General features: G+C 54.7%; 12 protein-coding genes, 6 tRNA genes, 1 other RNA gene and 1 pseudogene. 8 read left to right on the forward strand and 12 right to left on the reverse strand.

The genetic code is table 11. The features are described from left to right. Positions 1–27 precede the first annotated feature (27 nt). Entirely contained in the window at positions 28–2,043 is a 2,016-nt protein-coding gene (gene ligA, locus M8318_RS15330) for an NAD-dependent DNA ligase LigA (protein ID WP_262663417.1), read from the forward strand. A gap of 1 nt (position 2,044) precedes the next feature. Then, positions 2,045–2,260 carry a DUF3820 family protein gene (locus M8318_RS15335; protein WP_032612964.1) on the forward strand — a complete coding sequence of 72 codons (216 nt, stop codon included), beginning with the start codon at positions 2,045–2,047 and terminating at the stop codon, positions 2,258–2,260. Here M8318_RS15335 and M8318_RS15340 read toward each other — a convergent pair. Further along, a complete protein-coding gene (locus tag M8318_RS15340) occupies positions 2,257–3,255 on the reverse strand; it encodes a bile acid:sodium symporter family protein (protein WP_262663418.1) in 999 nt (332 codons plus the stop codon). The genes M8318_RS15335 and M8318_RS15340 overlap by 4 nt on opposite strands. Before the next feature lie 89 nt (positions 3,256–3,344). Here M8318_RS15340 and M8318_RS15345 point away from each other — a divergent pair, with 89 nt between their 5' ends. Beyond that, complete coding sequence (locus M8318_RS15345; RefSeq protein ID WP_262663419.1) at positions 3,345–4,280, forward strand: LysR family transcriptional regulator; 936 nt, start codon at positions 3,345–3,347, stop codon at positions 4,278–4,280. Here the strand turns inward: M8318_RS15345 and M8318_RS15350 are convergent. The 6 genes from M8318_RS15350 to M8318_RS15375 all read right to left on the reverse strand — a co-directional run bounded on the left by M8318_RS15350 (position 4,277) and on the right by M8318_RS15375 (position 5,280). Then, a complete protein-coding gene (locus M8318_RS15350; protein WP_262663420.1) occupies positions 4,277–4,618 on the reverse strand; it encodes a FlxA-like family protein in 342 nt (113 codons plus the stop codon). The genes M8318_RS15345 and M8318_RS15350 overlap by 4 nt on opposite strands. 129 nt (positions 4,619–4,747) lie before the next feature. Next, positions 4,748–4,871, reverse strand: a non-coding RNA gene (locus M8318_RS15355) — RtT sRNA. 29 nt (positions 4,872–4,900) lie between these two features. Then, a tRNA-Lys gene (locus tag M8318_RS15360) sits at positions 4,901–4,976 on the reverse strand. A 4-nt stretch (positions 4,977–4,980) separates the two neighbouring features. Continuing rightward, positions 4,981–5,056: transfer RNA gene (locus tag M8318_RS15365), tRNA-Val, on the reverse strand. Between the two features lie 30 nt (positions 5,057–5,086). Next, positions 5,087–5,162, reverse strand: a tRNA-Val gene (locus M8318_RS15370). A 42-nt stretch (positions 5,163–5,204) separates the two neighbouring features. Then, positions 5,205–5,280 (reverse strand) — tRNA-Val (locus M8318_RS15375). Between the two features lie 257 nt (positions 5,281–5,537). Here M8318_RS15375 and gltX point away from each other — a divergent pair. Beyond that, entirely contained in the window at positions 5,538–6,953 is a 1,416-nt protein-coding gene (gene gltX, locus M8318_RS15380) for a glutamate--tRNA ligase (RefSeq protein ID WP_262663421.1), read from the forward strand. A gap of 42 nt (positions 6,954–6,995) precedes the next feature. Here the strand turns inward: gltX and M8318_RS15385 are convergent, their stop codons facing one another. Both M8318_RS15385 and M8318_RS15390 read right to left on the reverse strand, forming a co-directional pair. Further along, positions 6,996–7,391, reverse strand: a complete 396-nt coding sequence (locus M8318_RS15385) for a YfeC-like transcriptional regulator (RefSeq protein ID WP_106994677.1) — start codon at positions 7,389–7,391, stop codon at positions 6,996–6,998. Between the two features lies 1 nt (position 7,392). Beyond that, complete coding sequence (locus M8318_RS15390; RefSeq protein WP_262663422.1) at positions 7,393–7,752, reverse strand: YfeC-like transcriptional regulator; 360 nt, start codon at positions 7,750–7,752, stop codon at positions 7,393–7,395. 220 nt (positions 7,753–7,972) lie between these two features. Between M8318_RS15390 and M8318_RS15395 the strand changes: the two genes are divergently transcribed. From M8318_RS15395 to M8318_RS15405, 3 genes and pseudogenes are all read left to right on the forward strand, one after another. Continuing rightward, positions 7,973–8,048 (forward strand) — tRNA-Ala (locus tag M8318_RS15395). A 41-nt stretch (positions 8,049–8,089) separates the two neighbouring features. After that, a tRNA-Ala gene (locus M8318_RS15400) sits at positions 8,090–8,165 on the forward strand. 210 nt (positions 8,166–8,375) lie between these two features. Beyond that, positions 8,376–10,562: pseudogene (locus M8318_RS15405) on the forward strand (EAL domain-containing protein). A 50-nt stretch (positions 10,563–10,612) separates the two neighbouring features. Here M8318_RS15405 and M8318_RS15410 read toward each other — a convergent pair. After that, complete coding sequence (locus tag M8318_RS15410) at positions 10,613–11,800, reverse strand: NupC/NupG family nucleoside CNT transporter (RefSeq protein WP_166183252.1); 1,188 nt, start codon at positions 11,798–11,800, stop codon at positions 10,613–10,615. A 347-nt stretch (positions 11,801–12,147) separates the two neighbouring features. Between M8318_RS15410 and M8318_RS15415 the strand changes: the two genes are divergently transcribed. Then, on the forward strand, positions 12,148–13,389 hold the full coding sequence (locus M8318_RS15415) for an Nramp family divalent metal transporter (protein ID WP_106994735.1): 1,242 nt from the start codon (positions 12,148–12,150) through the stop codon (positions 13,387–13,389). A 29-nt stretch (positions 13,390–13,418) separates the two neighbouring features. On the opposite strand, the gene ypeC is transcribed toward M8318_RS15415, so the two are convergent. Next, positions 13,419–13,757 (reverse strand): DUF2502 domain-containing protein YpeC, encoded by a 339-nt coding sequence (ypeC, locus tag M8318_RS15420; protein ID WP_106994681.1) that lies wholly within the window; start codon positions 13,755–13,757, stop codon positions 13,419–13,421. 126 nt (positions 13,758–13,883) lie between these two features. After that, positions 13,884–14,882: an aldo/keto reductase gene (locus tag M8318_RS15425; RefSeq protein WP_262663423.1), complete on the reverse strand. Its 999-nt coding sequence runs from the start codon at positions 14,880–14,882 to the stop codon at positions 13,884–13,886. Positions 14,883–14,924 lie beyond the last annotated feature (42 nt).

Here is a 14,924-nt window from a genome sequence, read left to right on the forward strand (position 1 = left end):
GGGGGTTTTTCTCATTAATGGTGCGACATGGACTCAATCGAACAACAACTCACCGAACTGCGAACCACGCTTCGCCACCATGAATATCTCTATCATGTGATGGATGCGCCCGAAGTGCCGGACGCGGAATATGACCGACTGATGCGTGAATTGCGCGAGCTTGAAGCGCAGCGTCCCGATTTAATTACTCCGGACTCACCGACCCAGCGTGTCGGCGCCGCGCCGCTGGCCTTTTTCAGCCAGGTGCGTCATGAAGTACCGATGCTGTCGCTGGATAACGTCTTTGACGAAGAGAGTTTCCTCGCCTTCAACAAACGCGTTCAGGATCGCCTGAAGCAGACCGATGCCCTGAGCTGGTGCTGCGAGCTGAAGCTGGATGGCCTGGCCGTCAGCATTCTGTATGAAAACGGCGTGATGACCCGCGCCGCCACCCGCGGCGACGGCACCACGGGCGAGGACATTACCACTAACGTCCGCACCATCCGCGCTATCCCGCTTAAGCTGCATGGCGAGAACATTCCGGCACGTCTGGAAGTGCGTGGCGAAGTCTTCCTGCCTCAGGCGGGCTTTGAAAAAATTAACGAAGAAGCGCGCCGCACTGGCGGAAAAATCTTCGCTAACCCCCGCAATGCCGCCGCAGGCTCGTTGCGTCAGCTGGACCCGCGCATTACCGCGAAGCGACCGCTGACCTTCTTCTGCTACGGCGTAGGCATCCTGGAGGGGGGCGAGCTGCCTGATACCCACCTGGGCCGCCTGCTGCAGTTTAAGGCCTGGGGGCTGCCGGTGAGTAACCGCGTGCAGCTGTGCGATTCGCCGGAAGCGGTGCTGGCGTTTTATCGCCAGGTTGAAGCAGACCGTCCGACTCTGGGCTTTGATATCGACGGGGTGGTTATCAAAGTCAACTCCCTCGCGCTTCAGGAGCAACTTGGCTTTGTCGCCCGTGCGCCGCGCTGGGCGGTAGCCTTTAAGTTCCCGGCCCAGGAGCAGATGACCTTCGTGCGCGATGTGGAGTTCCAGGTCGGCCGTACCGGGGCGATAACGCCGGTTGCCCGTCTGGAGCCTGTCCAGGTGGCAGGAGTGCTGGTCAGCAACGCCACCCTGCATAACGCCGATGAGATCGACCGTCTGGGGCTGCGCATTGGCGATAAAGTGGTTATCCGCCGGGCCGGGGATGTGATCCCGCAGGTGGTCAACGTAGTGGAGTCAGAACGCCCTGAGGATACGCGTGCGGTCGAATTCCCGACCCACTGTCCGGTCTGCGGCTCAGACGTTGAACGTGTCGAAGGTGAAGCCGTGGCTCGCTGTACCGGCGGTTTAGTCTGCGGCGCCCAGCGTAAAGAGTCTCTGAAACACTTCGTTTCCCGCCGGGCGATGGATGTCGACGGCATGGGTGACAAAATCATCGACCAGCTGGTTGAGAAAGAGTATGTCCATACGCCGGCCGATCTGTTCCGCCTGACGCCGGGTAAACTGACCGGGCTGGATCGGATGGGGCCGAAATCCGCACAGAACGTGGCTGACGCGCTGGAGAAATCTAAAGACACTACCTTCGCCCGTTTCCTCTACGCGCTGGGTATCCGCGAAGTAGGGGAGGCGACCGCAGCAGGGCTGGCGGCATACTTTAGCACGCTGGAGGCGCTTGAGAAGGCGACGATTGACGAGCTGCAAAAGGTGCCGGACGTCGGCATTGTGGTCGCCACCCACGTCTTTAACTTCTTCTCGGAAGAGAGCAACCGTGAGGTGATTGGTCAGCTGCTTAAGGAAGGCATTCGCTGGCCTGCACCGCAGATGATCAACGCCGAAGAGATCGACAGCCCGTTTGCCGGGAAAACCGTGGTGCTGACCGGCAGCCTGAGCCAGCTCTCACGCGATGACGCTAAAGCGCGTCTGGTGGCGCTGGGGGCGAAAGTGGCTGGCAGTGTGTCGAAGAAAACCGACCTGGTGATTGCCGGAGAAGCGGCGGGCTCCAAGCTGGCGAAGGCGCAGGAGCTGGGGATTGACGTGATTGATGAAGCAGAGATGCTGCGTCTGTTAGGAGAGTAACGTGGATAAAGCGCAGCTTATCGAGATAGCCAATACCGAGATGCCGTTCGGGAAGTATAAAGGCCGTCGGCTGATTGATGTGCCGGAAGAGTATTTGCTGTGGTTTGCCCGTAAGGATGAGTTTCCTGCCGGGCATCTGGGTGAGCTGATGGCGCTCACGTTGCTAATTAAAACCGAAGGGCTGACCCAGCTGGTTCAGCCCCTGCGTCGTCCTTAAACTTTCGCCGTGCGGGCCTGTTCCTGGGCCTGCAACTCGTCGGTCTGGCGTTTATAACGACGCGCCATGACCGCGCAAATCATTAGCTGCAGCTGGTGGAAGATCATCAGCGGCAGCACCATCATCCCAATCACCGAGGTCGGAAACAGAATGTTGGCCATCGGGATCCCGTTCGCCAGGCTCTTTTTCGAGCCGCAGAACACAATGGTGATTTCATCGGCTTTGTTGAACCCGAAGCGTCGCGCGGCAAAAACGTTGATGCCAATGATAATCGCCAGCAATACCAGACTGACCACCACGATAAACAGCAGCGACCCGACCCCGACTTTATGCCAGATGCCGTTCACCACGGCTTCGCTGAACGCGGAATAAACCACCAGCAGAATCGACGACTGATCGGTTTTGGCAATCCACTTCTTATGCTTCGCCACAAAGGCCCCTATCCACGGCCGGGAAAGATGCCCCAGCACAAACGGCAGCAGCAGTTGCAGCATGATTTTGCCCACCTGCTCCAGACTGCCTTCCGCGCCGTGCATGTCCATCACCAGCCCAACCAGCAGCGGCGAGAGGAAAATCCCCAGCAGGCTGGAGGCGGACGCCGAGCAGACGGCAGCCGCCACGTTACCGCCCGCCATTGAGGTAAAGGCGATTGCCGACTGCACCGTGGCCGGCAAAATACAGAGGTACAGGAAGCCGCTATAGAGAGCCGGATCGACATTGATCGGCGCCCACCAGGCAAACAGCACGCCCAGCACCGGGAAGACGACAAAGGTGCTGCACATCACCCACAGATGCAGTCGCCAGTGGCTACCGCCAGAGATAATCGCTTCCCGGGAGAGTTTTGCCCCGTGCATAAAGAACAGCAGCGCAATGGCGGCGGTGGTAAGCCCCTCAAAAAAAGGAACAAAGCCACCCCGGGCGGGGAAGAAGGAGGCGAGCAGGACAACCACGATAAGGGTGATAGTGAACGGATCGAGAATGCGGAAAAGTTTCATAAACACTCCTGAAAACAGATAGCGCTATTGTGCTTTCTTCCTTTTGAGAAATAAAATTGATTTATTGCATCAATTCATGAGTAAAACAGATGAATTACTCGTTACGACAGCTGCGTGTTTTCGTCACCGTCGCGCAGGCGAAAAGTTTTAGCCGTGCAGGCGAGATTATCGGCCTGAGCCAGTCGGCGGTCAGCCACAGCGTAAAAGAGCTGGAGCAGCAGACCGGCGTGCGGCTGATCGACAGAACCACCCGGGAAGTGATGCTGACGGAGGCGGGCCATCAGCTGGCGGCCCGGCTGGAGCGGATCCTCGATGAGCTCTCCAGCACCCTGCGGGACGTCGGTCGGGTAGGGCAGCAGCTCTCCGGGACGGTACGCGTCGCCGCCAGCCAGACCATTTCAGCGCATCTTATTCCGCACTGCATCGCGCAGAGTAATCACCAGTACCCGGATATCAATTTTGTGCTGCACGATCGCCCGCAGCAGTGGGTGCTAGAGAGTATTCGTCAGGGAGAGGTGGATTTCGGCATCGTCATCGATCCGGGGCCGGTCAGCGATCTCGAGTGCGAAGAGGTGCTCTCGGAACCCTTTTTACTCCTCTGCCGCGACGACGATCCTCTTGCCGCCCTTGAGGAGGTCACCTGGCATGCGCTGCAGGGGGCGAAGCTGGTGTTACAGGATTATGCCTCTGGCAGTCGACCGTTGATCGATGCAGCCCTTGCCGGGCAGCAGGTGAGGGCGACGATTGTGCAGGAAATTGGTCATCCCGCCACGCTCTTTCCGATGGTGGAGGCCGGGATTGGCATCAGTGTGCTGCCGGCGCTGGCGCTGCCGTTGCCCCAGGGGAGCCGCTTAACGGTCAAACGCTTCACGCCTGTCGTCGAGCGTAAGCTGATGCTGGTTCGTCGCAAGAATCGCTCGCTGTCAGGGGCGGCGCAGGCGCTATGGGAAGTGGTACGTATGCAGGCGCAGCAGTTGACCGAGGCCCGCATACGGGATCCACTTTTTACTACAGGAAAGGGTTAAACGTAGACATCAATCTGGCGATCGCTGGAAGGGGCCTTAATACCTTCTGCTTTGGCTTGTTGTGCCTCCTGCTTCTGCTGTGCTTCCTCCGCCTGACGACGCTGCAGCTGCGCAAGTTGTGCTTGCAGCATTTTGATCTGCGTTTGCAGCAGCTCTTGCTGTTTCTTTTTTTCTTCTGCCGAGCCACTGCCGTTAGCAACATCCTTCAGCTGCTGGGTCAGTTTGGTGATTTGCGAGGTCAGGCGGCTGATCTGTGAGGAGAGATCGTTCCCGCTCGAACTGCTGCCGCTACTGCGTTGGGGTTGTACGGACGCTGCGGATGTTTGAATAGTGGTCATGCTGATTTCCTCTGCCTAAAGAAGTGATATCGGCAGGGAATAGAAGGACTTGAGTCAGACTACCAGGATTGGCAGAAATTGTAGGATTTGCAGATAGCAAAAAAGCGCCTTTAGGGCGCTTTTTTACATTGGTGGGTCGTGCAGGATGACTCGCTTCGCTCGCCCTTCGGGCCGTCGCCATACGGCTCCGGTGCCTCACTGCGTTCGGCTCGAACCTGCTGCAGGTTCGAATCGTCCATATTGCAGATAGCAAAAAAGCGCCTTTAGGGCGCTTTTTTACATTGGTGGGTCGTGCAGGATTCGAACCTGCGACCAATTGATTAAAAGTCAACTGCTCTACCAACTGAGCTAACGACCCGAAATGGTGGGCGATGACGGGCTCGAACCGCCGACCCCCTCCGTGTAAAGGAGATGCTCTACCAACTGAGCTAATCGCCCATTTCGGAACTGCTATCGATAAGGTGAGAATGGTGGGCGATGACGGGCTCGAACCGCCGACCCCCTCCGTGTAAAGGAGATGCTCTACCAACTGAGCTAATCGCCCATTCTCAATTCTTATCTACACTGCGGCATCTATCGAAGTAGATGGTGGGTGATGACGGGCTCGAACCGCCGACCCCCTCCGTGTAAAGGAGATGCTCTACCAACTGAGCTAATCACCCCCGCTGTGTGGAGTCGCATTATAGGGAGAGTTGAAAATGAGTCAACGGCTTTTCTAAAGATTTTGTTCGTTCGTCGTAAAATTAAACAAAACGATCGCGAAACCGGCAGTGATGCATGATTTCTAAACAAAAACGGCTATGAATGAGGATCTGACAGCAACAAGATTGAGGAATCAGGCGGGAGTGATAGAATATTGCCCACTTTCGTTTCCAGGATATGCCGGTTGTCGGCATCTTTATCACTGTAAGGCCACTTCATGAAAATCAAAACTCGCTTCGCGCCAAGCCCGACCGGCTATCTGCACGTCGGCGGCGCGCGTACTGCTCTCTATTCCTGGCTGTTTGCTCGCAACCAGGGCGGTGAGTTTGTGCTGCGTATCGAAGACACCGATCTCGAACGCTCCACGCCGGAAGCAATCGAAGCCATCATGGATGGTATGAACTGGCTTAATCTGGAGTGGGATGAAGGCCCGTATTTCCAGACTAAACGTTTTGATCGCTACAACGCGGTTATTGATGAGATGCTTGAAGCGGGTACAGCCTATAAGTGCTACTGCTCAAAAGAGCGTCTGGAAGCCCTGCGCGAAGAGCAGATGGCGAATAATGAAAAGCCACGTTACGACGGTCGCTGCCGCCACGATCATCAGCATCACGCCGCGGACGAGCCGTGCGTAGTGCGTTTCGCGAACCCGCAGGAAGGGTCGGTCATCTTTGACGATCAGATCCGCGGCCCGATCGAATTCAGCAACCAGGAGCTGGACGATCTGATCATCCGCCGTACTGACGGTTCTCCAACCTATAACTTCTGTGTTGTGGTTGATGACTGGGATATGGCGATCACCCACGTGGTGCGTGGCGAAGACCACATTAACAACACCCCACGTCAGATCAACATCCTTAAAGCGCTGAATGCACCGGTTCCGGTTTACGCTCACGTGTCGATGATCAACGGCGACGACGGTAAAAAGCTGTCCAAACGCCATGGCGCGGTCAGCGTAATGCAGTACCGTGACGATGGCTATCTGCCGGAAGCGCTGCTCAACTATCTGGTGCGTCTGGGCTGGTCCCATGGCGATCAGGAGATCTTCAGCCGTGAAGAGATGATCCAGCTCTTCAGCCTGAGCGCGGTAGGGAAGTCTGCCAGTGCGTTCAATACCGATAAGCTGCTGTGGCTGAACCATCACTACATCAACACCCTGCCGCCAGAGTATGTTGCGACCCAACTGCAATGGCATATCGAGCAGGCAAACATCGACACCCGCAACGGTCCGCAGCTGGCCGACCTGATCAAACTGCTGGGTGAACGTTGTAAGACCCTGAAAGAGATCGCAGAAAACTGCCGCTACTTCTATGAAGAGTATGACGAGTTTGACGCCGACGCCGCGAAGAAGCATCTGCGTCCGGTTGCACGTCAGCCACTGGAAGTGGTTCGCGACAAGCTGGCCACCATTACCGACTGGAGCGCTGAGAATGTGCATCATGCCATTCAGGCGACAGCAGATGAGCTGGAAGTTGGGATGGGGAAAGTCGGTATGCCGCTGCGCGTAGCCGTTACCGGTGCAGGTCAGTCTCCGGCGCTGGACGTTACGGTGCACGCTATTGGCAAAACCCGCAGCGTGGCGCGTATCAACAGAGCGCTGGAGTTTATTGCTGAGCGCGAAAGCCAGCAGTAATCAGGACGTAAAAAACAAAACGGCAGGTTTCCCTGCCGTTTTTTATTCCGCTGGCTGATGAATGCTCAGCCGCACGAGAAAACCCTGTATCCCTTCCCGGGTAAGCAGCGTTTCAAGCCGCTCCTGTTCCGCTAAGGTCATATTCTCCAGCGCATTGATGATCCCAGGAAGCACCGCCACGGGCTTAGCGTCACCGTAGCTGGCTGCGGTTTCTGCCAGCTGGTAGAGCGCCTGGCGTTTACGAATAGCCGGAATATTCATGATGTGCGCCTTCACCTGCGCATCAATAAGAATGAGGCGCGCGCGCCCACCTTTTACCCCATTAATGCCTTCCGTCTTCCAGCCATTTTTGCGCACCCAGCGGTTTACGGTCTGCCTGGCGACACCCAGCGTCTCCGCCAGCTCTTCGGTGGTCATTTTGCTACGTAATTTTTTCATATCAGTTCTGATCGCGAATCCCTAAGCGTTGTAACAATCCGGTGATCCCTTCCCGGAGTAATAAAGAGGTAAGCTGTTTCTGTTCTGTCGGTGTCATTTCATTGGCCAGCGTGATCAGCAAGGCCTGCAGCGAGCTATCCGCGGAGGCTTCCGGTAATGTGGCCGTCTCCGGAGCCCGACGCGCATTGCGAATAAATTCCCGTACTTTCTCATTAACATGGACCAGACGCGCCTTACCGCCCTGAACGCCAGGTTTTGGCGATGTGGACCATCCCTCTTTACGCACCCATTTATTGATGGTCTGGCGGCTATAGCCAGTGAGCCGGGCCAACTCTTCTGGCGTCATTCGTTCCTTGATCATGCAATTTCCTGAGTAAGAGTGTGGGTAATTAGAGGTTCATTTTATAACACCGTTTTACTGGAAAACGTGACAAGATTAACTCATGGCTGCGAGCGTTCTCGCAATGTGATTCATTTGCATGAATTTTCAGCGGTTGAACGCCAGAGTGAGAATTTGCCGTTGACACCCGGCAAGGGAATTCATATTATGCCGCCCGTCAACACGACACGCTTTACGCGATGGGGCTATAGCTCAGCTGGGAGAGCGCTTGCATGGCATGCAAGAGGTCAGCGGTTCGATCCCGCTTAGCTCCACCAAACTCTGAACCCAACAGAGTCTGGTGCGTAAACAACATTGTGGGGCTATAGCTCAGCTGGGAGAGCGCTTGCATGGCATGCAAGAGGTCAGCGGTTCGATCCCGCTTAGCTCCACCAAAATTTGAACCCTCGCCGAATGGCGGGGGTTTTTTTATGCCTGCAATAAACTCCTTTAGTTTCACCGCATTGACAAATAAATAGCTTTTTCCGGTAAAAACTTTACTAAATGTAATGACTTTTCCTGGCCTGGAATGTTGTATCAGGGTTTTAAAGAATCTATTATTAATATGAATTTAATAACGCCAGGTTAATAGTTAAATAAAATTAATGAAAAGCAAAAGTCATTTTAACGGAAAAAGCTTCGTGCTTGCTCTGGCGTTATGCATGATTGTCGTGCCATTTTCCCGCCTTATTTCCCCGAAATCTGTTATCGATGGCTTTGAGGTTTATCTTGCCTGGATGCCGCTGAGCGTCATGCTGGCGATCCTATTATTATTCGGACGTCAGGCTGTCCTGCCAATTATTATCAGCTTCGCCATACTGAATGAATGGAACCTGGAACTGTCGGCAAAGCAGGATCTTATCTTGCTCTTTTGTCAGGTGTTCAGCACGCTGGGAGTCTGCGCCATGCTCCGCTGGCAGGTGGGGCCGCGCTGGCGCTACCACGTACCCAGTCGGTTCATGGCGGCGCGTATTACGTGGTTGGGATTTGTCCTGCCGCTGGTAATAAAACTGACAATGTTCCTGGCCGGCTATTTATGTGATTTTCCCGTTACCCTCGCCAATTTCACGGACCGCGGCTCGGTAATTTATCATGTGGTCGATGTTCAAAGCCTTGTTTGCGCCGTTATCATCTTCACCATGTTGTTCTATTATCCGATAAGAATGGTTATTAATCCTAATTATGCCCGCGCATTCTGGCGAAGAAATATACATAATTCATTCTCATCCCGAAACCAGTTATTTACATCTGTATTACTTCTTTGCCTTATTGCTGGCCTTCTTCTGCTCTGTTTACCCTTTACCTCAGATATTATTGCCGGCTATCTGGTGCCTGTTATTTTCATTTTATTTACAATTGGCATTAGCCGCTTTCGCTATCCGCTGATTGTCCTTGGCTGGGCACTGAGTGCCCTGATGTTGCTCACCTACAACAGTAACTTTTTGCAGGGCGTGCAGAACGGCTACTCGCTGGCCTTCGTACTATCGGTCCTGATCTCCTTTGCTATCTGCCTGGCTTACATGTCACGCATTTATCAGCGCAGCGAATGGCTCAAACGCGGCTGGCAGGAGAGGGCGCTGATCGATCCGCTGACCGGTTTACGTAACCTGCGCGCCCTGGAATCTTTTTTGACGGACAACAAGGGCACCACCCTGTGCTGTTTGCGGATGGATAATCTGGAGTTTCTGAGCCGTCATTATGGTCTGATGATGCGCGTCCAGTGTAAACGCGCCATTATTCGCCAGCTGCAGCCGCTGCTGATGCCTAATGAACAGGTATTCCAGATCCCCGGTAACGAACTGGTGGTGGTGCTGAGCGGCCCGGAAACCGGGGCGCGGTTACAGCACATCGTGGATCACCTCAACAGCCGTAAAATCTACTGGAACAACACCGGGCTGGACATTGAGTTTGGCGCCGCCTGGGGAGGCGTGGAATACCAGTGCGGTGAAAGTCTCTACCATACGCTTGGCCAGCTCAGCTAGCTGGCGGAAAAGTCCTGCTCGGCGCATCAGGTCCTGTCGCTGAATAACAGCCTTGAGACGGTCTCGGGGCAGACGACCGAGCGCGTCCTGATGCTTAGCCGGGTGAAACGGGCCCTGGATGAGGGCGGTTTACGTCTCTATGCCCAGCCGATCCAGCGGGGCGATGGGGTGGGTTACCACGAAATCCTGTCGCGGCTGGAGAGTGAAGGGGAGTTACTGACGCCCGATAAGTTTCTGCCGCTGGTGGCGCAATTTAACCTGAGCCGGCGCTTCGATATCAGCGTGGTGGAGGCGGTGCTGGTATGGCTGCGGGATCACCCCTCGGAAGACCGCTGCGCGCGTTTCTCGGTGAACCTGATGCCTTTGACGCTGATGCAGAAAGAGGTCGCGGCGGAGATCATTGCTCTGTTTGAACGCTACCGGGTGAAACCGCAGACGGTGATTATCGAAGTGACCGAAGAGCAGGCCTTCTCGAATTCCGAAGTCAGCATCGCCAACATTCAGCAGCTGCGTCATTACGGCTTCAAACTTGCCATCGACGACTTCGGTACCGGCTATGCCAATTACGAACGTCTCAAGCGCCTGCAGGCGGACGTCATTAAGATTGATGGTTGCTTCGTGAAGGATATCTGTAGCGACAGTATGGATGCGATGATTGTGAAATCGATCTGCAATCTGGCGAAGACCCGGTCGCTGTGTGTGGTAGCGGAGTTTGTCGAAACGGAGGAGCAGCGTGAGATGTTGCTCGCCTCGGGGGTGGATTATCTGCAGGGCTATCTGATAGGTAAACCGCAACCGCTCAGTGAATAACAGACGTAAAAAAACCGGGGAGGATAAGTCCCCGGTTTTTTTTGAGCTGATTACAGGACCAGTGCAGCGATAGACGCAGACAGGACGCTGACCAGCGTAGAGCCGTAAACCAGCTTCAGGCCGAAGCGGGAGACCACGTTACCCTGCTCTTCGTTCAGGCCTTTAATCGCACCCGCGATGATGCCGATAGAAGAGAAGTTAGCGAAGGAGACCAGGAAGACGGAGAGGATACCTTCAGCGCGTGGGGAGAGGGAACCGGCGATTTTCTGCAGATCCATCATGGCGACGAATTCGTTAGAAACCAGTTTGGTTGCCATAATACTGCCCACCTGCAGCGCTTCGCTTGCCGGGACACCCATCACCCAGGCGACCGGGTAGAAGATGTAACCCAGAATGCCCTGGAAGGAGATACCCAGCACAGCAGCAAACAGGGCATTCAGCGCGGAGATCAGGGCGATAAAGCCGATCAGCATCGCAGCAACGATAACCGCCACTTTGAAACCTGCCAGAATGTACTCGCCCAGCATTTCGAAGAAGCTCTGACCTTCGTGCAGATTCGCCATCTGCAGGTTCTCTTCACTCTCATCCACGCGGTACGGGTTGATCAGGGACAGAACGATAAAGGTGCTGAACATGTTCAGAACCAGCGCAGCCACCACATATTTTGGCTCCAGCATGGTCATATACGCGCCCACGATAGACATGGAAACAGTAGACATTGCGGTAGCCGCCATGGTGTACATGCGGTTGCGGGACATTTTGCCAAGGATATCTTTATAGGCGATAAAGTTCTCAGACTGACCGAGGATCAGGGAGCTTACGGCGTTGAAAGATTCCAGTTTGCCCATGCCGTTCACTTTAGACAGCACGGTACCGATAGCGCGGATCACAATCGGCAGAATGCGAATGTGCTGCAGAATACCGATCAGGGCAGAGATGAAGACGATAGGGCACAGAACTTTCAGGAAGAAGAACGCCAGACCTTCATCGTTCATTTTACCGAACACGAAGTTAGTCCCTTCGTTGGCAAAGCCGAGCAGACTTTCGAACATCTCGGAGAAGCCCTTCACGAAACCCAGACCCACATTGGAGTTCAGGAAGAACCACGCGAGCAGCACTTCAATGACGAGTAACTGAATAACATAACGAATGCGGATTTTTTTACGATCGCTGCTGACCAGCAACGCAAGCACGGCAACGACAACAAGTGCGAGGACAAAATGTAGGACGCGGTCCATATTTGCTCCAAATATGAGGCAGGTTTAATTTCGCTGCACATTCTATGAAACAAGCGCAAAGAAAACGAGATCAAAGCCACACTATAGTCACGTCCTGTGACGAGACTCAAAAATAGTGACATACGATAGGTTTTTGTTATGTTGTGTAAATGAGTTAAAAGTTAAGTTTGTGTGCTACGCTTCACAAAGGTTGCGTGTATTTATCGTTTGGCAGCCTTTCCACGTTTTCAGCCTGCTTATTGTTCTTCGCTATCACTGTAATCAATATAACCATTTTAAATGAACTTGATAATCATTCGCATTTTGATAGCATTAAACATAGCAAAGGCTATATTTCTGAGGCAAAAATGACCAACAGTCGCATTGATGAGAGTAGCAGTGGCAAAGCAGCACGCAAAATGCGGTTTGCATTAATGGGACCTGCGTTTATTGCCGCTATTGGCTACATCGATCCCGGTAACTTTGCGACCAACATTCAGGCCGGGGCCAGCTTCGGCTATAAACTGCTGTGGGTGGTGGTGTGGGCTAACCTGATGGCGATGATGATCCAGGTGCTGTCGGCAAAACTGGGCATCGCCACCGGCAAAAACCTCGCAGAACAGATCCGCGACCACTATCCGCGTCCGCTGGTCTGGTTTTACTGGGTGCAGGCCGAAATTATTGCCATGGCGACCGACCTTGCGGAGTTTATCGGTGCCGCAATCGGCTTCAAGCTGATCCTGGGCGTATCGCTGCTTCAGGGGGCGGTGTTAACCGGTATCGCCACCTTCCTGATCCTGATGCTGCAACGCCGCGGGCAAAAACCGCTCGAAAAAGTGATTGGCGGCCTGCTGCTGTTCGTGGCGGCGGCCTATATCGTTGAGCTGATCTTCTCCCAGCCTGACGTCGTCCAGCTCGGCAAAGGGATGGCGATCCCGAGCCTGCCCACCACGGAAGCGGTGTTCCTGGCGGCCGGGGTGCTGGGCGCCACCATTATGCCGCACGTGATCTATCTGCACTCCTCGCTGACCCAGAACCTGCACGATGGGTCGCGGCATGAGCGTTATTCTGCCACCAAATGGGATGTAGCGATCGCCATGACCATCGCCGGGTTTGTTAATCTGGCGATGATGGCCACCGCCGCGGCAGCATTCCACTTCAACGGTCATACCGGTGTGGCCGATCTGGATCAGGCCTATCTGACCCTCGAACCGTTACTCAGCCACGCCGCGGCCACCATTTTTGGCCTCAGCCTGGTGGCAGCGGGTCTTTCGTCAACGGTGGTCGGTACCCTGGCAGGGCAGGTGGTGATGCAGGGATTTGTGCGCTTCCATATCCCGCTATGGGTGCGTCGTGCCGTCACCATGCTGCCGTCCTTTATTGTGATCCTGATGGGGCTCGATCCGACCCGCATTCTGGTGATGAGCCAGGTGCTGCTGAGCTTTGGTATTGCGCTGGCGCTGGTGCCGCTGCTGGTGTTTACCAGCAATAAGACGTTGATGGGCGATCTGGTGAACAGCGTGCTGGTGAAACGGGCAGGGTGGGCGATAGTGGTGCTGGTGGTGGCGTTGAATCTGTGGCTGCTTATCGGCACTGCGCTGGGGTTATAAAAAAGGCGCCGCGAGGCGCCTTTTTCGTATCAGTGACGGTGTCCGTGTCCGCCATGACCGTGACCTTTACGGCCGCGATGGTCATCACGATCGCGCCAGCCTTCGCGGTAGCCGCGTTCATAGGCGTTACGTTTATCCCAGCCACGGTGGTAGCCGTTGTCATGTTTGTGCCAGCGTTTGCCACGCCATTCATAATTACGATGCCAGTAGCCGCGGTCACGCCAGCCGCCACCGTCCCAGTAGTTACCGTAATTATCGCGATCGCCAATTTGTAATTTTACGGATGGCAACAGGGTGATTTCGCCAGCATTAGCGACCAGCGGGGCTGAAGCCATTAATACTGCTGCCAGAATCAGGGACCTGAACATTGTTATTCTCCTTCACGATCGGAGCCGTAAGCGGCTTGTTAACGCAATATTAAGGGGCGGTAAAGCCCCGGATAATCGCTTTAACTCCTAATTCAGAAGGCGTAGCACTTTTTGCTAAAAGTGCTTTTAAATAACGCTGCTCAGGATTGATTCTATTTCATTCAGCTCCTCAGGGGTGAAGTGACGATTCGCCAGCATCCCCACCGCATCGTCGATTTGCGCCGTTTTGCTGGCACCGATCAGCACCGAGGTGATGGCCTCGTGATGTAATACCCAGGCCAGCGCCATCTGCGACAATTTCTGGTTACGGCGTTCGGCCAGGGCATTGAGCTGGCGCACTTTTTCCAGCTTCTCGTCGGTGACCTGATCCGGGTTGAGGAAGCGGCTGCCGCTGGCGGCGCGGGAATCTGCCGGAATACCGTTCAGATAACGGTCGGTAAGCTGGCCACCGGCGAGCGGCGAAAACGCAATGCATCCCACCCCTTTCTGCTTAAGCACATCCAGTAAGCCTTCTTCCGGGGCGCGTTCCAGCATCGAAAACTTTGGCTGGTGAATAAGGCAGGGGGTGCCCAGATCGTCGAGGATGTCGATGGCCTGTTGCGCCAGCTCTGCCGGGTAGTTGGACAGTCCGACATACAGTGCCTTGCCCTGGCGCACCACATGGTCGAGCGCTTTCATAGTCTCCCGTAGCGGCGTTTCCGGATCCGGGCGGTGATGATAGAAGATATCGACATACTCCAGCCCCATACGTTTCAGGCTTTGATCGAGGCTGGCAATCAGGTATTTGCGCGAGCCCCAGTCGCCGTACGGCCCATCCCACATGGTATAGCCCGCTTTACTCGAGATGATCAGCTCATCACGCAAGTTGCCGAAATCTTCCTGCAGGATCCGCCCGAAGTTACGCTCCGCCGATCCCGGCGGTGGACCGTAATTATTGGCAAGGTCGAAATGGGTAATCCCCAGATCGAAAGCACGATGTAAAAGTTGACGGCTGTTTTCGATCAGCGTGGCATCGCCGAAGTTGTGCCACAGCCCGAGGGAGATGGCAGGCAGCTTAAGACCGCTTTGCCCGCATCGTTGATACGACATTGATTGATAACGATTTTGCTCCGCCTGATAAACCATGAGTTTTTCCCTCTGCGTCAGATAGTCATACAGTGTATACGT

Origin of the sequence: Leclercia tamurae (assembly GCF_025566055.1) — a bacterium.
Classification (GTDB): Bacteria; Pseudomonadota; Gammaproteobacteria; order Enterobacterales; family Enterobacteriaceae; genus Enterobacter; species Enterobacter tamurae.